Annotated in this window: 23 protein-coding genes and 5 pseudogenes; 13 read left to right on the forward strand and 15 right to left on the reverse strand. The window is 58.3% G+C overall.

Annotated elements, in window-relative coordinates:
- Positions 1 to 17: 17 nt before the first annotated feature.
- Positions 18 to 1,001: a C-terminal binding protein gene (locus F3H58_RS25040; protein ID WP_286170081.1), complete on the forward strand. Its 984-nt coding sequence runs from the start codon at positions 18 to 20 to the stop codon at positions 999 to 1,001.
- 47 nt (positions 1,002 to 1,048) lie between these two features.
- Positions 1,049 to 2,113, forward strand: a pseudogene (locus F3H58_RS25045) (LLM class flavin-dependent oxidoreductase).
- Positions 2,114 to 2,258: 145 nt separating this feature from the next.
- Here F3H58_RS25045 and F3H58_RS25050 read toward each other — a convergent pair.
- A complete protein-coding gene (locus F3H58_RS25050) occupies positions 2,259 to 3,512 on the reverse strand; it encodes a type II toxin-antitoxin system HipA family toxin (protein WP_149744164.1) in 1,254 nt (417 codons plus the stop codon).
- Positions 3,505 to 3,816, reverse strand: a complete 312-nt coding sequence (locus F3H58_RS25055) for a helix-turn-helix domain-containing protein (protein ID WP_112960086.1) — start codon at positions 3,814 to 3,816, stop codon at positions 3,505 to 3,507. Before F3H58_RS25055 ends, F3H58_RS25050 begins: the two co-directional genes overlap by 8 nt.
- A 331-nt stretch (positions 3,817 to 4,147) precedes the next feature.
- Between F3H58_RS25055 and F3H58_RS25060 the strand changes: the two are divergent.
- Positions 4,148 to 5,315: pseudogene (locus F3H58_RS25060) on the forward strand (IS110 family RNA-guided transposase).
- Positions 5,316 to 5,650: 335 nt separating this feature from the next.
- On the opposite strand, the pseudogene F3H58_RS25065 reads toward F3H58_RS25060, so the two are convergent.
- The 5 genes and pseudogenes from F3H58_RS25065 to F3H58_RS25085 form a co-directional block, all read right to left on the reverse strand.
- Positions 5,651 to 5,897: pseudogene (locus F3H58_RS25065) on the reverse strand (winged helix-turn-helix domain-containing protein); the annotation flags it as partial.
- A complete protein-coding gene (locus tag F3H58_RS27345) occupies positions 5,893 to 6,090 on the reverse strand; it encodes a hypothetical protein (RefSeq protein ID WP_188129067.1) in 198 nt (65 codons plus the stop codon). The pseudogene F3H58_RS25065 and the gene F3H58_RS27345, both read right to left, overlap by 5 nt.
- Before the next feature lie 461 nt (positions 6,091 to 6,551).
- On the reverse strand, positions 6,552 to 6,938 hold the full coding sequence (locus F3H58_RS25075; RefSeq protein WP_286170085.1) for a response regulator: 387 nt from the start codon (positions 6,936 to 6,938) through the stop codon (positions 6,552 to 6,554).
- 133 nt (positions 6,939 to 7,071) lie between these two features.
- Positions 7,072 to 7,353, reverse strand: coding sequence for a hypothetical protein (locus F3H58_RS25080; RefSeq protein ID WP_065654515.1), 282 nt, complete (start codon positions 7,351 to 7,353; stop codon positions 7,072 to 7,074).
- A 147-nt stretch (positions 7,354 to 7,500) separates the two neighbouring features.
- Positions 7,501 to 7,836, reverse strand: a complete 336-nt coding sequence (locus F3H58_RS25085; RefSeq protein ID WP_149744165.1) for a hypothetical protein — start codon at positions 7,834 to 7,836, stop codon at positions 7,501 to 7,503.
- 305 nt (positions 7,837 to 8,141) lie between these two features.
- Between F3H58_RS25085 and F3H58_RS25090 the strand changes: the two genes are divergently transcribed.
- Together F3H58_RS25090 and F3H58_RS25095 are read left to right on the forward strand one after the other, a co-directional pair.
- Complete coding sequence (locus tag F3H58_RS25090; protein WP_149744166.1) at positions 8,142 to 8,429, forward strand: hypothetical protein; 288 nt, start codon at positions 8,142 to 8,144, stop codon at positions 8,427 to 8,429.
- A 13-nt stretch (positions 8,430 to 8,442) separates the two neighbouring features.
- Positions 8,443 to 8,772 carry a hypothetical protein gene (locus F3H58_RS25095; RefSeq protein ID WP_149744167.1) on the forward strand — a complete coding sequence of 110 codons (330 nt, stop codon included), beginning with the start codon at positions 8,443 to 8,445 and terminating at the stop codon, positions 8,770 to 8,772.
- A 181-nt stretch (positions 8,773 to 8,953) separates the two neighbouring features.
- Here F3H58_RS25095 and F3H58_RS25100 read toward each other — a convergent pair.
- The 6 genes and pseudogenes from F3H58_RS25100 to F3H58_RS27625 form a co-directional block, all read right to left on the reverse strand.
- A pseudogene (locus F3H58_RS25100) lies at positions 8,954 to 9,231 on the reverse strand (hypothetical protein); the annotation flags it as partial.
- Positions 9,232 to 9,364: 133 nt separating this feature from the next.
- On the reverse strand, positions 9,365 to 9,640 hold the full coding sequence (locus F3H58_RS25105; RefSeq protein WP_065654519.1) for a hypothetical protein: 276 nt from the start codon (positions 9,638 to 9,640) through the stop codon (positions 9,365 to 9,367).
- A gap of 128 nt (positions 9,641 to 9,768) precedes the next feature.
- A pseudogene (locus F3H58_RS27840) lies at positions 9,769 to 10,025 on the reverse strand (hypothetical protein).
- Positions 10,026 to 10,054: 29 nt separating this feature from the next.
- Complete coding sequence (locus F3H58_RS25115) at positions 10,055 to 10,282, reverse strand: hypothetical protein (protein ID WP_149744168.1); 228 nt, start codon at positions 10,280 to 10,282, stop codon at positions 10,055 to 10,057.
- Between the two features lie 134 nt (positions 10,283 to 10,416).
- Positions 10,417 to 10,626: a cold-shock protein gene (locus tag F3H58_RS25120; protein ID WP_059759453.1), complete on the reverse strand. Its 210-nt coding sequence runs from the start codon at positions 10,624 to 10,626 to the stop codon at positions 10,417 to 10,419.
- Between the two features lie 294 nt (positions 10,627 to 10,920).
- The gene (locus F3H58_RS27625; protein WP_286170090.1) at positions 10,921 to 11,379 is read right to left on the reverse strand and encodes a hypothetical protein; all 459 of its coding nucleotides are present in this window, start codon (positions 11,377 to 11,379) and stop codon (positions 10,921 to 10,923) included.
- Between the two features lie 259 nt (positions 11,380 to 11,638).
- Between F3H58_RS27625 and F3H58_RS25130 the strand changes: the two genes are divergently transcribed.
- From F3H58_RS25130 to F3H58_RS25140, 3 genes are all read left to right on the forward strand, one after another.
- Positions 11,639 to 12,085 carry a MerR family transcriptional regulator gene (locus F3H58_RS25130; protein WP_080830429.1) on the forward strand — a complete coding sequence of 149 codons (447 nt, stop codon included), beginning with the start codon at positions 11,639 to 11,641 and terminating at the stop codon, positions 12,083 to 12,085.
- Positions 12,075 to 12,653: a PIN domain-containing protein gene (locus F3H58_RS25135; RefSeq protein ID WP_149744169.1), complete on the forward strand. Its 579-nt coding sequence runs from the start codon at positions 12,075 to 12,077 to the stop codon at positions 12,651 to 12,653. The genes F3H58_RS25130 and F3H58_RS25135 overlap by 11 nt, the downstream gene beginning before the upstream one ends.
- Before the next feature lie 149 nt (positions 12,654 to 12,802).
- On the forward strand, positions 12,803 to 15,163 hold the full coding sequence (locus F3H58_RS25140; protein ID WP_080830427.1) for a hypothetical protein: 2,361 nt from the start codon (positions 12,803 to 12,805) through the stop codon (positions 15,161 to 15,163).
- A gap of 174 nt (positions 15,164 to 15,337) precedes the next feature.
- Here F3H58_RS25140 and F3H58_RS25145 read toward each other — a convergent pair whose 3' ends face one another.
- Positions 15,338 to 16,243: a LysR substrate-binding domain-containing protein gene (locus F3H58_RS25145; RefSeq protein WP_149744170.1), complete on the reverse strand. Its 906-nt coding sequence runs from the start codon at positions 16,241 to 16,243 to the stop codon at positions 15,338 to 15,340.
- 104 nt (positions 16,244 to 16,347) lie between these two features.
- Between F3H58_RS25145 and F3H58_RS25150 the strand changes: the two genes are divergently transcribed.
- From F3H58_RS25150 to F3H58_RS25165, 4 genes are read left to right on the forward strand one after another with little or no spacing between them, the layout of a single operon-like run.
- Positions 16,348 to 17,094, forward strand: a complete 747-nt coding sequence (locus F3H58_RS25150) for an SDR family oxidoreductase (protein WP_149744171.1) — start codon at positions 16,348 to 16,350, stop codon at positions 17,092 to 17,094.
- Position 17,095: 1 nt separating this feature from the next.
- Positions 17,096 to 17,797 (forward strand): cupin domain-containing protein, encoded by a 702-nt coding sequence (locus tag F3H58_RS25155; protein ID WP_149744172.1) that lies wholly within the window; start codon positions 17,096 to 17,098, stop codon positions 17,795 to 17,797.
- On the forward strand, positions 17,794 to 18,897 hold the full coding sequence (locus F3H58_RS25160; RefSeq protein WP_149744173.1) for a flavin monoamine oxidase family protein: 1,104 nt from the start codon (positions 17,794 to 17,796) through the stop codon (positions 18,895 to 18,897). Before F3H58_RS25155 ends, F3H58_RS25160 begins: the two co-directional genes overlap by 4 nt.
- A complete protein-coding gene (locus F3H58_RS25165) occupies positions 18,894 to 20,105 on the forward strand; it encodes an MFS transporter (RefSeq protein WP_149744174.1) in 1,212 nt (403 codons plus the stop codon). The genes F3H58_RS25160 and F3H58_RS25165 overlap by 4 nt, the downstream gene beginning before the upstream one ends.
- Positions 20,106 to 20,112: 7 nt before the next feature.
- On the opposite strand, the gene F3H58_RS25170 is transcribed toward F3H58_RS25165, so the two are convergent.
- On the reverse strand, positions 20,113 to 20,616 hold the full coding sequence (locus tag F3H58_RS25170; RefSeq protein ID WP_149744175.1) for a TetR/AcrR family transcriptional regulator: 504 nt from the start codon (positions 20,614 to 20,616) through the stop codon (positions 20,113 to 20,115).
- Between the two features lie 106 nt (positions 20,617 to 20,722).
- On the opposite strand from F3H58_RS25170, the gene F3H58_RS25175 reads away from it, so the two are divergent.
- Complete coding sequence (locus F3H58_RS25175) at positions 20,723 to 21,490, forward strand: SDR family NAD(P)-dependent oxidoreductase (RefSeq protein ID WP_149744176.1); 768 nt, start codon at positions 20,723 to 20,725, stop codon at positions 21,488 to 21,490.
- Positions 21,491 to 21,506: the final 16 nt, after the last annotated feature.

The raw sequence follows: 21,506 nt of genomic DNA on the forward strand, positions 1-21,506 counted from the left end.
TGACACAGAAAAAATATGTGGTGGGCATCACCGATCATATGATTGGCACTCCCGACCTCGAGGCCGAAGTGCTCGGTAGTGATGTCGAGATCGACTTTTTTGCGACGACTGACGAGACGCTGTTTGACGCCGATCGCCTGGGACGACTCGACGCGCTGATGGTCTGGGGCGCACGGCTGACTTCGCGCAGCATCTCCCGCCTTCATCGTTGCCGCGGCGTCGTCCGCTATGGCGTCGGCTACGAGAAGATCGATCTTGCGGCTCTTGCAAATGCCGGCATCCCCTTTGCCAATAATCCCGATTACGGCACCGAAGAAGTTGCAGATCACGCGATCGCCATGATCCTCTCGCTCCATCGCCGCCTCTGGGAACATGACGCCCGTGCTCGCGGCTACTCGTCCGGTTGGCAGGTCCACAGCCTCAAACCACTTCCCCGGTCGAACCGCGCAACCGTCGGCATCATCGGCGTCGGCCGGATCGGCACGGCGGTCGTCAACCGCCTGAAGCCGTTCGGTTTCCGGATCCTCGGCTACGATCCAGGTCAGCCGCCCGGCCATGAGAAGGCTGTTGGTTATGAGCGTGTGGACCGCCTTGACGATATTCTTGCTCAGTCGGACATCGTCACACTGCATTGTCCGGCAACGCCCGAAAGCCTTGGCATGCTGGATGCCGACGGTCTTGCACGGCTGAAACCTGGGGCAATCCTCGTCAATACCGCACGCGGAGAATTGCTTGAGGATCTCGATGCGCTGGAAGCGGCGTTGCGCAGCGGCCAGGTAGCTGCAGCGGCGATCGATACGCTGGCACAGGAACCGCCGGGCCACCATCCCCTCTTGTCTGCGTGGCGAGATCGTGAGGACTGGCTTGCCGGTCGGCTGGTGATCACGCCCCACAACGCTTTTTATTCCGACCACGCTGCCGTCGAAATGCGCACCAATGCCGCGCGGACGGTCAAAATCCTGCTTGATGAAGGCCGGTTGCGAAACCGTGTTACGGCCTGATCATTGTACAACTTTCACGATCCGATCCGAACGATCCAGGCACAACCATGACCAAGAGCTCCGAATTCCTGTGGTACATCCCAAATGACGTCAAGGCGGGCCATCGAGGCGATGCCGCCGCCGCAAACCACAACAGTCTGGAGGCATTGACGGCACAGGCCACGGCACTGGAAGAGCATGGGTGGAAGGGGGCCCTTATTGGCACCGGATGGGGTCGCCCCGATACTTTCACGATCGCAGCAGCGCTTGCTGCACGCACCACCACGTTCGAACCGTTGATCGCTGCGCGGCCGGGCTATTGGCGTCCTGCAAACTTCGCTTCTGCTGCTGCAACGCTTGACCAACTGACCGGCGGCCGGGTTCGCGTCAACATCGTCTCCGGTCAGGACGACCTCGCCGCCTATGGCGACGAGGAAGGCGACCAGACTCAGCGCTATGCACGCACGAAGGAATTCATGCGGCTGATCCGCCGGCTATGGACCGAAGAAGATGTGACATTCCATGGACAGCATTTCCACGTGAGCGGTTCCACCGCTGCGCCACGCCTTGATGTGCGCGGCGAGCGCCGGCATCCCAAGATCTACTTTGGCGGCGCATCGGAGGCAGCCGAACGGGTGTCTGCGACCGAGGCCGACGTGCAGCTGTTCTGGGGAGAGCCGCTGGACGGCGTCCGCGAACGGATCGACCGGTTGAAGACACTCAGCAGGAATCTTGATCGTGATCTCCCGCCCCTCGAGTTCGGACTGAGGATCACGACCCTGGTGCGCGATACGAGGGAAGAGGCATGGTACGATGCGGAAGCACGCGTTGCGAAGATGGCTGAAGGGAAAAGCGGTAGCTGGAACGATCACAAGGCTGGTGCCGTTGGCCAGCAGCGCTTGCTCGATCTGCACAAGTAAGGCGATGTGCTGGACGACAATCTCTATACCGCACCCGGAAAATTCGGTGGCGGTGGTGCCGGCACGACTTGGCTGGTCGGTTCGGCTGAAGATGTCGCCGGGTCGCTCAGAAGATACAGAGAGCTCGGCATCACGCATTTCATTCTGTCCGACACTCCGTATTTACAGGAGATCAAGCGGCAGGGTGAGCAATTGCTGCCGTTGCTGCGATAGAATTCTCGGCGCGCCCTCTTTAGGTGATCTTCTGCTATAACCGAGGAATACCAGCATGGTTCGCCTTGACGGGATTCGAACCAGCGACCCTATCGGCATTGGTGAGCCACGAAACTGCTAACGCTTTACGCAGAAACGCCAATTGCTAATCCGCGCAGGTCCCGAGGATCGGCGACATCAGCTTGATGTGGGCATCAACCCGTTCCAATACTTTATTGGGGAGAACAGCTCGTTCAGGCAGAGACCACCAAGACTGGTTGACGCGCTCCACCGTCTCCATAACAGCCTTCAGCACAGCGGCTTCCGGCATTCGCGCACGATGAGCGAAGACTTTCCATCGCTGGGTGTTCATTGCCTTGAACGGCCTTTCACCGGCCAGCGACAGTGCCATGGCATCCGACGGAATGTATGGGACGGTCGATAGCACATCATAGACTGGGGCGAGTGCAGGCTTGTCGCCCTTCCCATGATAAATCAGCGACCAATTCTTGAGGTGCATGTCGCCATTTCCTGTCAGCACAGCCAAAGCCAGTCGTCGGACGAACTCGAGGGCTGCCGCTGAGGAAACGGCGACCCCAAGAGCCACAGCGATATCATGATAGGCGGCACCCTCATATTTTCGAGACGGATAGACGCCGAATACCTGAGCGAAATCTTCGATATGGACGCGCTCACCACCGGCTACCCGATCGAAACGTTTGACGAGAAGTACTTTGCCGTCGGACAGCGTCTCAAACTCCGCCGGAATACCCTCGAACTGCGATTGCTCCACGAGCTCGCGTTCCGGCACTTCCATTCCAATCGCTTCGGCCAATGCGAGATTTGCAAATTCGTTTTCCGAGACAGCGGGGAATGAAGTCGATGGAAATTTGGCGATATATGAGCCCTGCTCGTCGCCTAAGGGGATCGTCAGACCGCCACCCTTTCCTGTGTTCTTGATGACGGAAAGTTTCATCTGCACACCGGCGAGCGAAAACCGGGCCTTCGGTCTGGGGGTTGTCAAACCCTCATTACGAACAACGGCGCCTTCGCTCGGCACAATTCGGACAGCCCCCGGCAGATCCGATCCAAGTGCTGCAAGCAAATCGAAATCATTTCCTGCCCGCACGCTACCTGAATGGTGCTTCTCCATCGCCTCGCGCAGTTTATCCTCTGGAAGAAGGTTCGCAAAGAACGGTGGCAAAGCCCTCGCGACAGGCTTCGGGTCCTTCCGCAACCCCCCATGTGCGGCGCGAAATGACAGACTGAGCACTGGGAAACCACCCGTCTGTCGATAGCTCTCCTCAAAGCTGAACGCGTTGAAGTCTCCCGGCGTCCTCACGATCATGCCTACCTTCAGGTCATTCAGCAGCACGTCCAGCGAGGTTATAGATCTTGGATCAAGAGGCGCATCAGACATTGCCATCACCATCAGGACTGGCGATGAAAGCAGGAAGGTCATCTTCGGCGCCACCTGGCTGCAGCAAAGCTTCAACCGCCGGGACCATCGCCTGCGGGATGAGCATCAGTTCCAGACCAAGCGCACGACCGATGTTGATCAGTGTGGTCGTACGGGCAGCGCTGGCTCCGGCCTCAATCTCGCGGTACCGCGGACGCGATAGACCCGCCATATCCGCAACCTGCTCCTGGGTGAGGCCCAAAGTCTTGCGTGATGTCTTGAGCAGCCGCCCTATCGCCTGAAGAGCCTCCGAATCCGACTTCATTTGATACCTTAATGCTTCATCTCGCTCACTCTGATATGTTTACGTATCTCATGCCTCTACCCATGTCAAACCAGATACCGCCAATAGGGATCATCTGAGACCAAAAGATCTTCCTACAGATCAATTTTGCTTCCTCTACTGAGAGGACGTTAAGCCATCAGGGTAGCCACTCAGATGACTGGCTGATCCACATCGCCCATGCAGATGCAAACCAAGCCCCGCATCTGCGTGGGCCCTGCCGGTCGTCTCCACCTTGAGATCCCATCAGGGGTGAGTAGCGGCCTGCACCGTGGCAGAGTGAGGTCGCTAGAAAACTCTCTGAAGGCCAATCATGCCGATAACAGCAGATCAAACTCAAGCGCAGACCACTACCACCGTCGATCTTGGCGCAATATTCGTCTCATTGGAATTGAGTAAATCGACGTGGCTGGTGACAGCTTTGTCACCTGGCAGCGAGAAGAATGTCCCGCCACACTGTTACTGGAGGGGATATTGCCGGCTTATTCGCATGCTTTGCAGCGCTTCGTCAGAAAGCCACTCGGCGAAAGAACGTACTTTACCCACTGGTAGTGATCTAGGAGGCCGGGTTGGATGGCTTCTGGCTGGGACGAATGCTCAGCAAGGAAGCTTGGATCGAGAGCCACATTGTTGAAGCCGCATCAATTGCCATGCCGCGCCGGCATCGCCGGGCGAAGACCGACCGCATCGACGGCGAAACGCTGATCTGCGCTTTAATGGCATGGAAACGTGGCGAGCCTCGCGCGTGCTCAATGGTCAAACTTCTCTCACCCGAGGAAGACGACAATCGACGGATTGGCCGAGAGCGAAAAACTCTGATTGCCGAATGTGTTTTCCACGTCAACCGCATAAAGGGGCTGCTCTTCACACAAGGAATTCGGGATTACCAACCTGTCAATCGAGATCGCCGCCAACGTCTGGAAGAACTTCGGACTGGCGATGGCCGGCCACTCTCAAAGCATTTGAAAGGGGAAATCTGCAGAGAACTCGATCGCCTCGAATTGTTGCTCACACAAATCAAGGCTGTTGAAGCCGAGCGAGATGCTTTGATCGTTCAGGAGACGCCGGAAACGCCGAAAAAAGCGACCGCGCTTTTAGGCATCAAAGGAATAGGCCCAGAGTTCGCGACGATACTTTACACAGAAGGCTTGTTCCGACTCTTCGATAATCGGCGGCAAATCGCATCCTATGCGGGCCTTGCGCCCTCCCCTTGGCAAAGCGGCAACGTCAATCGTGAGCAAGGGGTCTCGAAAGCGGGAAATCCGCGATTGCGGGCAACGATGGTCGAACTCGCCTGGCTGTGGCTGCGCCACCAACCGAAATCGGCTTTAACGCTATGGTTTAAGGAACGCATCGCGCGGAACGCCGGCCGCTTAAAGACGCCGATGATCGTTGCGCTCGCGCGTAAGCTGCTCGTGGCCCTCTGGAAGTATGTGAGCTCCGGCGTCGTCATCGAAGGTGCAATCATGAAAATCGCCTGAAAGATAAACTGCTGCGAAACACAGTTTCTAATCCTCAGGGCCTGATCAGCCCTGACGGATCCAGGTGAACGGACCGGGAATCCTTTTGGCTTTCAACGCCGACCTTGAGTTTGGTCCCGTTCTCCTGAGCCCGTGCCCGTCGAAAGCGGGATAATGGTGCAGCCGCGCGAGAGCGGCGACCGGATGTGAGGTTGTATAGGCTCGAGAACCGGGCCGGTAATTGCTATGGGCTCAGACCGTGGATCCGCCTACGAAGGAGAAGTTCGATGCCACTCGAATGAACAATTGACAAAAATCCTGATGTGAGGGATTTGAACCGTTGGCCCATCAATTTGTCATGAATTGAGAGGCAAGGGATCGGTGCCTTCTCCTAGAATCGCAAGGTATCGTCGATAGCTGGAACACCCGGCCACGCTTACGGCCGGTAATCTCATCAACGATGCCTAATCGCTCCAGGTCGGCAAGTGCGGCGTTGACCGTTGGTGCGGACAAACCCGTCACCTGAACAATTTGGTTCGCTGTGTGAAAGGGATTCTGCTGGAAAAGCTCGTGAATGCGAAGGGCCGACCCTGCTCTATCACTCCCCGTTGAGCAGGCGAGCCAATTGCGTCATCTCGGCGATTTGCAGCAGAATATCGCGGCATTCGTCACGAACCAGTTCTGGCAGATCGCTGTTTTCAGCCTCGACCATCGCTTCAATCCGATTCAGGTGCCCAATGCCTGGAGGAACCGGATGCCCAAATTCGTAGAGCACTGATCGCAGCGCGCTCACCAAGTCGTTATGCTGACGTTCAAGTCGTTCTCTTCCGTAAAAAAAAGATGCGCCTGTGCCTGCTGCTCCTCCGGTTTCGGCGTGACGAAGCGCATCTCGGACCGCTGTGGGGCGGTGACAACCGCTTCGGCATCCACAGCATCGTTCTTCTGGCGCTTTACGAATGGACACACATATTGTGGTGCTATCAGCCGTACATTATGGCCTAGTTTCGCCAGCTAGCGTGACCAGTAACGAGCACTCCCGCACGCCTCTATTACGACCAAAAAATGCTGCCAGGACAGCTTCTGCCGAACCCTGAGCTCTCCATGAACTGGGAAAACGCTCTTCGCCAGATCGATCCCAATCCAAGTGTTATATGTCATGCCGCCATCCTTTCACCCGTCGGATTTAATCCGGTCATCCTCTGACAGAACGTGCCGTGGGTGGAGTGGCAACCACGCCATCTATTCAACGGGGCCACATTAATGGAGGGTTGACGCCGGTCCAGGCGAGCCAAAAAGAGCGTCCGCTATCTTGCGGAGATGCTCCCTATCACCGCTAAAGGCGTAGCCTTCCGAGTTCACCTCGATGAAAGATGCGAAAACGAACGGCGTCGCCATTGATTCCAGAAGCATGGCTAAACGTAACATCATTTCCACGTCAACTTTGACGTCAATAATTGCCCCGTCGACATCGCCAGCTTCCACCAGGTTCAAGACTTGCTCGACAGAGGAAACAGGGCCTGCAACGATGGCTCCGGCGGCTGTAAGCTGCGCATGGCACGCTGCCGTCAATGACGGACGCCGCTCTACCACTATCAGTTTTTTGCCTCTGAAGGCATGTAACACAGGAATATCCTTCTTACTCATTTTGCGCTCGCCCGCGCTATGCCGGAGATAGATTTTGTCTGGAGAAAACTAAGCAGCGTGCAAATAGCGCCGTATTACCGCTTACGCACAAACTGACTAGCGCACTCACCGGCCAACGGGTGAAACGTTTTGATCACTGGTCGGACTCGCCGCATTGCGATTCGGTATCTTTTTGCAGCGCCTCCTCTATTTCCTCCGCGGACACCTGCAAAAATTGGCGCTTGACTAATTGGGCGGAGATAGCGGGTATCTCAAGGTGTGTAGCGACGGGTTGATACGAAGGAAAACTGAGACCTTCAATAAGCTGCTCATCGACAACCAGACGGTATGTTCCAGCTTCCAAAGGAACTACCAGTCCATCCAGTACGAACGGGTTCGCGAAGGTGATTTCTTTGTATGTCTTTCTTTCTTTCATACCCTCACTCTTTCCTGACACGTAATTCACACGGAGCCGCAACGTTTATCCTCAACTGTCATTCTCAACTAAGTGGATTTCGGACCCCGAGAAGGATTGGCGACGGGGTTCCTTACAATACCGTCTTCGTTCCTCCAGGACGGTTCATCAACCCTCAATCGATCGATCACGCGCCTTCCTGAAAAAGTTGAGGACGTATATCGTGTTGCGCGGAACACTCCTGACGGCCTCAACAACAGGCCGTGATTGATAGGATTGTTTGAGTGAGTCCGCATTTCCAAGACGGCGTTTCAATTGTGCCGCGAGAGCATCTGCAGATGTTTCTCCCGCAAGAAACAGTCTCGTTACAAGAATCGCGGCCATATTGAATTGTCGCTGGTCATTGCCCAGCAACGTGGCGTTATAGCCTGCTCTCTTCAAAACTGACTGGATCATCTCCATCTCCTCTGGGGAGATGGCTGCAAGGCTGGCGTGGGAAGACATATTGTCCTCCTCTCGTTGGGGCCAGGGTAACCGACCCTCAACCAGTAGTGCCCGTGACATCGCTACCGACACTTTACAGTGCGCCTGAATAGCTCCAGACGCAAGCGAATACGGTTTTGGAAGAACATCAAGCGAAGTTCGCCAGCCATTCGCTGGTCATCATTGGGCGGCGGCTGTATTCTGGCGCATTGGAATTCCCTTGCTAATGAAACTCAAAACGCGCAGGCTGATTTCTTCGGTAGCTTTTTTAAAGGGCGTTACCGCTTCAAGGTGAAATCCCTTGGCCCCAACGAAAGGAGGACACGATGTCTTCCGCACAAGAATACGGCCCGATTTCGTCTCACGATCTGAATATGTTGCGGTCTCTATTGTCAGATGCAGGCTTTGAAATCGATACGCGCCTGGATGACGACCGAGCATTCAACAAGGCCACTCGCAAGATAATTGATCTATTTCAGGGTGGAATGACCGACCCTTCCAAACTCAAAGGAGAAATGCTGTTCCTGTTCGGGGTGCAGAAGCGGGACCGTGTGTCAGCTCGCAAACCACTCGCGAGGTACGCAATCCAAGGCCTTCCGGAGTTCGGCAGATAACGGGGAAACACCTGTGCGCGCATATGTTCTTGGAAGCATGATGCTTTGGTCCGCTTTCTTTCTGATCTGGTATCTGTTGACGCTTTATACCGCCAGCAACGACCTTGAAGAAATACGACCCGGTCCGGCAGGAGCAACAGTTATGTCTGCGTCCCGATGTGGTGTCGAGCTGGCGGCTCTTCTCGCGATGGGCGATAAGCTCCTGAAAGCCGGCGGACCAGAAGTGCCTGCGGATTTGCGTGCAAATATTGAACATTGCATCTCCTTGGATGCCGCAAGTCGAGATACGCTTATGAAGACACAGCTCATAAGATTTTTCCCCGCCCGCGGACTCCCCCCCTGATTTCATCAACCCCATCACAAATTATTGGTCATGGGTGCGGACATCTGTTCTCTGATGCGACGGTGGCCGTAGCTTTTTTCGATCTGGCGCGCGGCCTGTGGCCGCGCAGCCTAGGGAATTGTCGGAGGTTGATGATGATCGTTATCACAGGAGCCGCACCGAAGTACGACGCCGTGATCGCTCAACTGCCGGTAGTCAGGGTGAAGCCGGAACAGTCGGTAGAACCTGCACCGCCATAAAGCGTGACCGGATTGACCTCGGCCGGGGCCGGCCGCTTTGCAGTCGTTCGATGATGTCCGGATTGGCAACGAATGGGCGGCCGAAGGCGATCCGCTCTGCCTTGCCATCGCCGAGATACGATGCCGCGAGGTCGAGATCATACGCCACCGTGGCCGTGACCTCGAGCATCAAATGCGCGTGGTTTTCCACCTTGCCGCCATAGGCGTCCGTTCGGACATTGGTGGCGTGAACCTCCACCATATAGTTTCTGAAAGCAGACGCTGGCCAGCGAGTTGCCGCGCGCAAAGCCCAACCTATCAAAATGCTTGTACGGAACAGCAGCGGCGCGGCTCACGCACGGCCCCATCTTCCATTAGATTCGATCATATGTGAACGATGTCAGCAGCGTGGTTACAAAGTTACTTGCATTATCCTTGACAAGCGTTTCCGTCCATTCATTCGTCCCGCGTAGCCGCAGGTCGGAATAAATGCTGTCGACGGCGCCCTCTTCGATCCGCTTGACGTTCGCCAGAAAGGCTTCCTCTCCGCCCGCATGATACATGTCGCGGATGACCATCCGCAGGATTTCCTGGATTGCGATCTGCCATGCCGTGTTGAGTGCCTGAAGGTCGCCGGTACTGTCTGCCATGGGTATCCCTTTCGGTGTGACGAATCTTTAGCGGCGGTTTGCACCACGCTGTCGGTTGCGGATTGCAACGGTTTGAAAGAAACTGCTGAAAGAGCCTGATTGGCGACCGCACGTGACCAAGCCATTTACTATAGCCGCCTTGCCTTACAATTGGCGTAGCGCCGATTGCGCTCGGCCTTGCGGGCGGCCTCGTCGTGTTTTATCCGTCCGCGCCTAATGCGCCGCTCTTCCCTCGCACGGGGACCCTCGTCTGCTCCGCCTGCCATTCTATTCTGGCAGGGCCAGTGGCGGCCTTTACCGCGTGATAGGCGTTCCAAAAAGCGGACTTTGCTTCCAAGACCGCGATGCGGCGATCGGCAAGGTCATTGTTTCTGGTTTTTTGCAATCTTTGCCTTGGAGAGAGTGCTGGGCAGATCAGACCGCCTTGGCCCGCCGTTTCTCGAGAAGAAAGGCGGTCGCCGCCTCTCGGTCCTTCAATTCTTTCGCAAGACGCGCTTCACGAAGCCGCCGCGTCTTTTCCTCGCGGGCCAGAACGAGAGAATCGAGTTCCTCGACGGCGCTGTTGCGGGCGAAGAATTGCGATTGGGTATTGGCAAAGGCAATCTCCGCCTTCTGACGGGATTTGCTGTGTGTCTGTGACATGGGTTTTTCCGGATTGAACGCCGCGAGGTGCCGCGGCAACAAAAAAGGCCAGGCAATTTGCCTGACCTGCTGGTATCATGGCTCTCGACAGTGCCAGTACATCCGTGGTCAACGGAGAGCGGATACCGGGATGATCAGGCAGCCTGCAGGTTGCAGGCCGACATCTTGCCCGACTTGTTGTCGCGCTCGAGGTCGTAGCCGATCTTCTGGCCTTCAACGAGTTCGCGCATTCCGGCGCGCTCGACGGCCGAGATATGGACGAACGCATCGGTGCCGCCATTGTCAGGCTGGATGAAGCCGAAGCCCTTGGTGGAATTGAACCATTTAACTGTGCCAGTGGTCATGATGAACCCTTTCATGGCAATAAGAGAACCACAACGCCCGCGGCGTTGCAGATGCGATAGCGATTTTTGAGAGAAAAGGCTCGTTCAGGGCACGGTGCCAGACGCGCGATAACCAAAGCTAAGCAAGCAAATATCGATGTTCGACATATAGGTCATCAATATCCGATTGTCAACTTTTAGTTTTTGCTCTCCACCTCTCTCAGCATTTAGTTGTAATTTCGGGGTGCCGTTTCACACTCTAGACTCCGGAAACAGGGCTGGGAACGTAACCCCACGCCAGGTTCAGCCATGGAATCACGGTCGTCCGGCAGCGGAAATGGACTCCGGTCCCGACGGAAAATCAGTGTCTCCCTGGCGAATGACGCCGGACATGAACCGGAGCAAGACAGCGCGTGATTGACTTGCAAGCGCCCCTGACAGCGGTTTCATCCTCGCCGTGACATATCCGGCCTTATGAAGCATCTGGTTGAGAATACGATTGCTGCCGGAATTGAAATCGACGGCGTGAATGCTGGAAGACATGGGTCCTCCTTTCAGATTGCGGGCACGGGCACTAAAGCCCAAAGCGACAGCGCCCGTTTTAATGGCTGCCGAAGGCATGATGATGAGGCCGACCCGTCTGTTTGGCAATCCTTCAATTAAGGTCATATAGGGGCGGGGTAGCTTCGACGTCCCACGCGTACAGAGATTTGCGCTCTGTAAAGCCATTAACATCAACGAACGAGGGCTAATTTTGACCGTCCATCGATACATGCGATGTTCGCTCTGAGGAGTGGCGGAATAGAAGGAGACTGCTCTTGGGAGCGTGTAATTGCTATGCTGACGTAAAGAATAGCGTCGCTAACCTGACATCCGTACCTTATACCAGACGCGCCGCTTTTATTTTGCTCTTGATCGGAATCGAACCGGCGTTCCGAAGAACCGCCCCATCACCGCCATCGCACCAACCCACACTTTCAGTTATTGCAGATAGAGGTCTCTCTCGCTATATTGGCTGCTAAGGAGATATCGCATGGCCAGCCAGATTGTTCATTTCGCCAGACTGTCAGATCGCGATCGAAAAACAGCAATGCCGTTGCCAAAGCTGGTTGCCGGTGACAGGCTGGAACTCCACGTTCGTGATGCAGGTGGCAAGGCGCGCACGCTCCCGATCCCACCCTCGGCCGCCGCAGCTGTCGAAGCCCTTCTGGCGCATATGCTGCGCGGGGAGCGCGTTGCAGTGCTGGCCGAGGACCAGGAAGTGAGCCCAAGTGACGCTTCAGCCATTCTCGGCATCTCTCGTCCGCTCGTCGTCTTGCGCATGGACCGTGGCGATCTGCCATTCCGCTACGTCGGCAAACACCGCCGCGCCCTCCTGAAGGATGTGCTCGCGTTGAAGTCGAAGCTCGACAAACGACAGATGGCAATGGAAGCACTTGCCGAGGACACAGAGGACCTGATCGAGACCTATGGCCTCTAATCCGCCCGTCGCGGTCTACGATGCCTGCGTCCTCTACCCCTTCCACCTCCGCAACATTCTGATCCAGTGCGCCTTCGACGGTCTTGTCGAGGCGCGCTGGACCGACGATATACATGATGAGTGGATGCGCAATCTCGCCGCCAACACACCAGGTTTGTCCATCGACCGTTTGAGAGCCACGCGCGACCGGATGAACGCGGTCCTCCCAGAAGCCGTCGTGGCTGACTATCGCCCGTTGATTCACGAACTCACGCTACCGGATCCCGATGATCGACACGTCCTCGCGGCAGCCATCGCAGGCAAAGCCTCCGTCATCGTCACCGGGAACCTGAAGGACTTTCCCGCAAGCAACCTTCTCGCCCATGGTGTGACGAGCAAGTCGCCAGATGATTTCCTCACCGATCTCCATGCGGCGTTTCCGGAAGCGCTAATCTCCAGTGTCAAAAGTGCGAGGCATAATCTGCGAAAGTCGATTCCATCGGTTGAGGCGTTCGTCGACGCGCTTCATCAAGGCGGGTTGAAGAAGTTTTCAGGGATGCTTCGCCGCAACATAACCGGATTGAAGTGAGCCCGCGCAATCCTTGAAAAATTGACGAGACCGCCCGACGACTTCTTTGGGTTGTCGGGTCGTCCTTATAGACTTTACGGATTCTTAACCGTCTACCACTAATTCCGCACGCCCTCGGCCTGAGGCCCCGAGAGAATACGGGATGACACATGCCAAACGAAGACCTTTCCAAACGCCATTTCCAGAAAAAGATCTCGACCTACTGCGATGTCCGCATTGTTCCTGTCGCGCCGGATCGGGTAGTTGACAACGTCCGCGCCTACCTTCTGGCGTTAATCACATTTCGAAAGACACCCGCTCTAGCGAACAACCGCTATGATTGGCGGCAGATAGCGCACGATTGTGGGATCGATGAAGCGCTGACGATAACGTTGAAGAAACAGCTGCGACCAGCGCTGGATGCGATCATGCGCTGGCTGAAGGAGCCGCTTGTAGAAGACGATGCTCCGAAAGGCAGAAGACTGCAAGCTGCGCCGATATCCGGTGCCACGGGAAAGTTTACCCCCTCCCCGACAAGCCAGCATCACGAAATCGAAGAGATCGAGAGCTCGCCCTCACCTGGCCGCCCCGGCCCTAAGCCGAGATCAGTTTCTGACAAACCAGAACCCTTGTTCGAGGCCAACGAAGACCCGAGTTCATTCGCCGATGCACTCGCCTATCAAATGCGCCGCTTTGGTGAGAGTTACTGGCAACTCCACCGGGCGGTCGTTCGCATAGACGAAACCTTTGATGCGAAGACCTTGCTGTCGTGGATTGAGGGCCAGCGTGTGCCGCGCTCGGTGGCAAGCTTTGATATCCTTTGCCGGATCGAGCGCAGATATGGCTTGGAGCGAGGCTATTTCAAAGCCAAACTGCCACATCAGTCCAGGTCCTTATATGGCCACGATCTGGAAGACATCAGCCCGGCGGAGCGGCGCCGGCTTGCCTGGCATCTTCCCGACGACTTCAGCAGCCTGCCTTTTTCAAAGCGCGCAGAGATCCTGGAATGGGTCCGGCGCGTCATCATCTCGGGGTCGACGGATTACAGGCGTTTCCAGGCGGCAGCAACGAAGCAGCGCTACGCAATCCGGTTCCCTGGGATCACATATGGCGGGAGTGCACTTACTCCTCGACTAGCGGCTTCTAGCTGGCTGCGAGATGAGGACGAAAAAGGGCGTTTGACCAAGGCTTTCGAGGATCCAGACCTGCTCTCCGGTGTCGTTGACGCACCCCCTCGGCTTGCGATGGAGATGGCAGATCTCATCCGCTTCAAAACGTCGACTCTCACCGAGATCGGCTTCCGCAGAAATGGCGTCTGGAATGAGGAGACCGCCAGCCAGAAAATCGAACATCTCGGCCTGATGTTTGGGGCACTTGCGGCATCCCCGAACGGGGTTGTCAAAGGCCGAGGCGTGCCGCTCAATCGACTTACCTTCGGCCTCCTGATCTTCCCGGGCGTGTGGGATTGGTATCTGCAGTGGCGCGAGCGCCGTCGCGGCTTCTTTACTAAATGGGAAGACGACATGCTGATGGTGGCCATGGCCCTTACTCGCGCTGAAGTCGGCTGGCTTCGCCAACATCCCGAACTCCTGCACAACGTGAAGCCGATCGAAGGACTGCTCACGACAGACGAGATCGAGTCTGCTCGTCGGGACTGGCATGGCGCATGCGAAAACTTCCACCGCCATGCCGCCAACCGTTCAAAAGAAATCCAGCGGGTGATGCGCGTGCACCGCGATCCATTCGAGCCGATCATGTGCGTGCTGGAAGCGGAAAGCCCGCTCGCTGAATATCGGAAGATCACCGAGGAGATCTTGAAGCGTATGCCCGACGAGCACCGCTACCCGAGAGCGGCCGCTGAGGCGGTCCGTTCGTTCCTTATGCTGAGGCTGGGCTTACATCTCGGCCTCAGGCAGAAAAACCTTCGGCAATTGCTGGTCTGCCCACGCGGACAATTCCCAACGGCAGAACGCCGGCTCGAAGACATGAAGAGAGGCGAACTGCGTTGGAACGAACGGGAGCGTGGGTGGGAAGTCTTCATCCCATCCAACGCTTTCAAGAACTCGGGCTCCTCCTTTTTCGGGCAGAAGCCGTTTCGTCTGGTGCTGCCGGATCTTCTTGATCTCTACACCTATCTCAACGCCTATATCGAACGGCACCGGAAGGTGCTCTTGGGACGCGCGCCCGATCCCGGCACGCTGTTCGTCAAGACAGTTAAGACGACCAGCATCGACGCCGCTTACAATCAGACGACGTTTTACGAGGCTTGGCGGTTAGCGATCCAGCGCTACGGCATCTACAACCCCTATACAGGCCGCGGTGCCATTAAGGGTTTGCTACCACATGGTCCACACAACGTCCGAGACGTGCTTGCCACTCACATCCTGAAGCAAACAGGATCCTATGAGCAGGCCAGTTATGCCATTCAGGACACGCCCGACGTCGTGCAGCAGCACTACGGACGTTTTCTGCCTCAAGACAAAGCAGCATTAGCTGCGCGGATCCTCAATCAGGTATGGGAGGCAGCTTAGTATGTTGGATGCGTCGCTCAGGCCATTGCAGGCATATGCGCAAAATGTCCGCAGCCGTCTGGGACACTACTTATCGTCTCTGCCTTGAAGGGAGTCGAACCTTCGACCCGATGTATATTTCGTCCTAAGCGCATGAAACCCTGTGCCTTCGCGCTGCCGAGATGACCGCTACAATCAGGCGACGACGGAGGTCAGCCAGGCATGGAAGGCGTTCACTTCGTAGCGTCTAAGAGCCTTCGACGACGCCACGACGTAATAGGCCCATTTGACCGGCCACCGCACCTCGGGCATCAGATGCACGAGCCGACCGCTCTCGACCTCCTGCACCACGAAGGCCTTGCGAACCAGCGCGACGCCGCGGGCCGCGACCGCCCCGTTGATCACCGCCGCGGTGGAGTTGATCTTCAGTCCTCCGTCGGCAGGCGCCTGGTTGCCGCCAGCGCGGGCCAGCCACTCGCTCCAGGTCGGAAAGTCGCCGCCCGGATGCGGGGTGCCGTCATGGATCAAGGTCTGCTCCGCGATCCAGCCGGACGTCACCTCGCGGTCGGTCGGCAACAGCCTGTTGTGGCAGACGGCGATGATCTCCTCGCCCATCAGATAGGTGGATTTCACGCCTTTCCAGGTTCCGAGTCCGCACCGGATCCCGATGTCCGCCTCGCCCTGCGCAAGGTCGATGACCCGGTCGGACACGTCCAGCCTGACGTCGACATTCGGATACTTGGAGGAGAAGTCTTCCAGGCGCGACATCAGCCAGTTGGCAACCAGCGCCTGCGACGCCGTCACCACGACGACCGACCTTGCCTTGCGGCCGCGCAGCTTGCGAAGTCCGGACTCAAGGAGATCGAGTCCTTGCGCGATGTCTTCGAGTGCCTCCTGCGCCTCGTCGACGGGCGTCAGGCGTTCGGCCCCGGAACGGCTTCTCTTGAACAGCGGATAGCCGACCCAGTCCTCTAGCGAGCGCACGAGCTGGCCGACGGCCGGCGGCGTCACGTCGAGTTCGGCCGACGCCCCGACGAAGCTTCCATGTCTGGCCGAAGCTTCGAGCGCCTGCAGCGATTTCAGTCTCGTCAGGTTTCTCATGATCATCACGACAAAGATTTTCTTTCTTCTCGATATGGCGTCTTTTCCTCGTGAATGCAAACGGTGGGGTCTATTCATGGACGACTGAACATGAGGAAAATCGAATGGTTCTTGAAGGAAAGACGGCGCTTGTGACCGGCGGATCGAGCGGGATCGGCCTGGCCGCCGCGAAGATGCTGATAGAAAACGGCGCTCGCGTCGCTATCGCGGGACGCTCGGAAGAAAGGCTTGCAAAGGCCGCTCAGGAAATCGGTGGCGACGTCCTTCCGGTGGTGGCGGACGTCACATCCCTCTCTGACCTTGCCGCCATGAGGACGAATATCGAGAACGCTCTTGGATCGCTCGACATCGTCTTCGCCAATGCCGGCGTCGCCATGGGCACGCCGCTCGCAACCGCTGACGAAGCGACCTATCACAGGATCATGGACGCCAACGTGAAGGGCGTGTTCTTCACCGTGCAGGCGGTGCTTCCGCTGCTGCGCGACGGTTCGTCGATCATCCTGAACACGTCCTGGCTCAATCAGGTCGGAACGCCCGGCCGCGCAATCCTGTCCGCCTCGAAGGCCGCAGTGCGGTCATTCGCGCGCACGATGTCGGCCGAACTGCTCGACCGACGCATCAGGGTGAACGCCGTCAGCCCCGGATCGATCGAGACGCCGATCCATCGGGGCAAGGATCAAACCGAGGAAGAATTCCGCGCCTATGCCGAGCGTGTCGGCACGCAGGTTCCACTCGGGAGAATGGGCAGACCGGAAGAGATCGCAGCCGCCGTCCTCTTTCTGGCCAGCGACGCGTCGAGCTACATGCTCGGGGCCGAGATGGTGATCGACGGCGGCAGATCGGAGCTTTGACATGTTGATCAACGAAGACCTCACCAAGCGCGCACTCGTCCACGCCGCTAAGCTCGACTGGGTGCCAAGTCCGGCGAAGGGCGTCGACCGGCGCATGCTGTTCCGGATCGGCGACGAGAAGGCCCGTGCGACGTCCATCGTCCGCTACGCGCCAGAAAGCAGCTTCGCCCATCACCAGCATCCTGGCGGCGAAGAGTTTCTTGTGCTTGAAGGCACGTTTCAGGACGAGAGTGGCGATTTCCCTGCCGGGACATATGTCCGCAATCCTCCGGGAACAGGGCATGCGCCAAAGAGCGATGCCGGCTGCACCATCCTGGTAAAACTCTGGCAGTTCAAGGCGGCCGACCGCGAGCGCATCGTGTGTCGTCCGGGCGAAGGCAGGGCCGCCAACCTGCGGTCAGGTGTCACCTCGTCGACCGTCCTGTTCGAAGGTTCGAAAGAACGCGTCGTGCTGGAGGAATGGCAGGCGGGTGACGACGTCGAGCTTGCCAATGAAGACGGGATCGAGCTGCTTGTGATCGACGGCAGCTTTGTTGAAGGTGGCGATGCACTCGGTCGGTGGAGCTGGCTGAGGCTCCCGGCAGGACAGGCCCTGAATGCGAAGGTCGGGCCGGCAGGCGCACGGGTCTGGTACAAGGCTGCCCCCCTGATGCATCACGACGTCTGCGCGTTCGAGGCGCCCGTCCAGGAGGCACGTTCATGAATTCATGCAAGGTGGCCGTCGTCGGCGCGGGCCTGGCAGGCCTCTACACGGCTCGGGCGCTTCATGCCGCGGGCGTCGACGTTCTCCTGCTCGAGGGTCGCAGCCGCCTCGGGGGGCGGATCCTGACCGTAGATGATGGCGGTACGCCTTCTGACGACGGGTTCGATCTCGGCCCTTCGTGGTTCTGGCCCGAGATGCAGCCTGCCATGGCCGAGCTCGTCGCCGAACTGGGGCTCGATTCGTTTATCCAGCACAGCACCGGCGACGTCGTCTTCGAGCGCTTGTCTCGGGAGCGGCCGCAGCGTTTCTCTCCCGCTTACGAGAACCAGCAGTCCAGGCGGGTCTCCGGAGGAACGGGCGCGGTGGTGCGGGCGCTCGCCGCCCGTCTGCCCGACGAACGTATCCGACTGGGAACTCAGGTCACGGCGATGGCCCTCAGGCACGACGGCGTCGAACTGTCCCTGCGTCGGACGGACGGTCACACGGAAGTCCTCCTTGCAGAGCATGTGGTAGCGGCGCTTCCGCCGCGACTGCTCGGTGCCTCTGTCGCTTTCTCTCCGGCGCAGGATTCGGCGACCGCGACGCGATGGCGCAGGACACCGACCTGGATGGCCCCGCACGCGAAGTTCTTTGCGATCTATGACGACCCGTTCTGGCGAAAGGACGGGCTTTCGGGAACGGCCCAGAGCATGGTCGGCCCTATGGTCGAGATCCACGACTCGACGACGAAATCCGGCAGGGCGGCCTTCTTCGGCTTCCTCGGCGTCGGCGCCGATCAACGCAAGTCGGTCGGCGAGGTGGCGCTGAAGCAAGCCTGTATCGAGCAGCTCGCAAGGTTGTTCGGACAAGCGGCAATGAGCCCTCGTGCCACCCTTCTGAAAGACTGGGCTGCAGACCCCTTCACGGCGACGGCGGACGACCGGACCGGTGGGGATCATCCGACGCCGGTAAGCTCGCGGTGGGTCAGCGGCGAATGGGAAGGCCGCCTCGTCATGGCGGGAAGCGAGACCAGTCCTTCGGAACCCGGATACCTGGCGGGCGCAGTCGTTGCGGGCAAACAGGCGGTGGCGGACATCCTCACGAGATTGGAACAGAAATGACCACAGCACAGAACGCGTCCGACGGCGCGAACTCCGGCAAGCGCAACGCGTGGATCCTGACCGTGGCCCAGGCCTTCGGTGGAGCGAACGCACCGATCGTCATCTCGCTCGGCGGCCTTGTCGGCCAGCAGCTTTCTCCGGACCCGGATCTCATCACCCTCCCCGTAAGCCTCCTCAACCTTGGTCTTGCACTTGGGACCCTTCCAGCCGCGTACGTGATGCGGCGGTTCGGTCGCCGCAGCGGCTATCTGTTCGGAACGACGATCGGCATGGTCTCCGGCCTGATCGCTGCGATGGGGATCATCCTTTCGAGCTTCGTCATCTTCTGCCTCGGGACCTGCATGGCCGGCTTCTACTCGTCCTACGTCCAGAGCTACCGCTTCGCCGCGGCCGACAATGCCTCGGGAGCTGAAGGGCAGAAGGCCATCGCTCGCGTCATGGTCGGAGGACTTGTCGCCGCCATCATCGGCCCGCAGCTCGTCATCTGGACACGCGACGCTGTGCCCGGCACGGCTTTCGCCGGAAGCTTCATTAGTCAGGGATTGCTCGCAGCATTGGCCTTTCCGGTTCTCTGGAATTTGCGCGGCTCTTCCGTGAAGAAGTCGACGGGGACTGCGGACGCCGCCGAGCGGCCACTGATGCAGATCCTCATGTCGCCCCGGTATCTGCTGGCGATCGCCACCGGCGTCGTGTCCTACGGCCTGATGACTTTCGTTATGACTGCATCGCCCGTCGCGATGGTTGGACATGGGCACTCGATCGATCAGGCTGCGCTCGGCATCCAGTGGCACATCCTCGCCATGTACGGGCCGTCCTTTGTCACAGGCCGGCTGATGGTACGGTTCGGTAAGGAGAGGATTGCCGCCATAGGGCTGCTTCTCATCGGCTCGTCAGCGGCAGTGGCGCTGTCCGGCTTCGACATTGCGCATTTCTGGGTCTCGCTCATCCTGCTTGGGGTCGGCTGGAACTTCGGTTTCATCGGAGCAACTTCGATGGTCGGCGACTGCCACACGCCTGCGGAGCGGAGCAAGGTCCAGGGCGCAAACGACTTTCTCGTCTTCGGGACGGTGGCCTGCGCGTCCTTCTTCTCCGGCTCGCTGCTTCACAGTTCCGGATGGGAGACGATCAACTGGATCGTCTTGCCTGCCTGCGCGCTCGTGCTCGTCCCGCTGGTCTGGCGGGCAGCGCGCCCGCTGTCCGCGGCCTAGGGAATGCTCAGGCGAGAGCGGCGCTGCCGCTCTCGAAGACCGTCTGGTCGCCGAGGATATTCGCCGTGAGCATCGCACCCTCCAGCGCCGAAAGCACCCGGATAGCGGTCCCGCGATCAAGGCCGCCTTCCTGAAGCTTGGCGATGCCCAGCTCGAAGAAACGTCGGACCTCGACCCTGATCTCTTCCGACAGGTCGTGCGAGGTCGCGGCGAGCGCTCCGCAAAGGCACATGCGACCGTCTCGTCTCAGAGCGGTGCGGAACACGTCCCGCCATGCTTCGACGACCTCCGAGCCGTTCGCAATCTCCGCATCCACGGCTTCGACGAAGCGGTCGGTGTATCGCCGCGCGACGGCTGCGGCGAGCTTCTCCTTGGCGGGGAAGTGGTAGTGGACGGAGGACGACTTGACGCCGACGTCGGCCGCGACGTCGCGGAAGCTGAAGCCGCTATAGCCCCCGCCCCTGATTCGTTCCTCGGCAGCGTCAAGAATAGCACTCACTGTATCGGTCATTTTCACAATCCTCTCTATCTAATGTTAGATAGGCCTTGCAATTCGAAAACGCAACGTCTATATCGGATTCATCTATCTAACGTTAGATAGACAAAAGGAGATAGACATGCGTTTCGAAGGCAAGGTAGTGGCCATCACCGGCGGCGGTTCGGGGATCGGCAAGGAAGCAGCGGCACGGTTTGTCGCCGAAGGTGCGAAGGTCGCCATCAATGGTCGCGATCTCGCGAAGCTTGAGGCAGCAGCCAAGGACATCGATCCGTCGGGCAGGAACATCGTGGTTTCCGCAGGCGACATCGCCAAGCCGGAGACCGGCGCGGCTCTCGTTGACGCGGCAGTTTCAGCTTTTGGTAAGCTGGACGTGCTCGTCAACAATGCGGGCGTCTTCAATCCGAAGCCGTTCATCGAGCTGACGGAAGCCGACTACGACTGGTACCTGGACACGATCCTGAAGGGCAAGTTCTTTACCGCGCAGGCTGCGGCTAAAGCGATGAAGGACAAGGGCGGTGTGATCGTGCAGACGGGTTCAATGTGGGCAATCCAGGCGATCGGCGCCACGCCATCGGCCGCATACTCGGCTGCGAACGCAGGCGTCCACGCCATGGTTCGCAATCTGGCGATCGAACTAGCACCGTACAACATCCGAATTAACGCCGTGGCTCCGGCCGTCGTCGAGACGCCGGTCTATAACACCTTCCTCTCCGACGACCAGGTCAAGGAAGTGCTGCCGACGTTCAACGCCTTCCATCCGCTCGGCCGCAACGGTCAGCCACGCGACGTTGCAGACGCCATCCTGTTCCTCGCCTCCGAGCAGGCCTCATGGATTACCGGCACGGTTCTTCCGGTCGACGGCGGCGTCACCGCCGGCCGCCAATAGGGAGCGGTCATGAATA

The organism is Rhizobium sp. NFACC06-2, from assembly GCF_900101425.1.
GTDB lineage: Bacteria > Pseudomonadota > Alphaproteobacteria > Rhizobiales > Rhizobiaceae > Agrobacterium > Agrobacterium leguminum.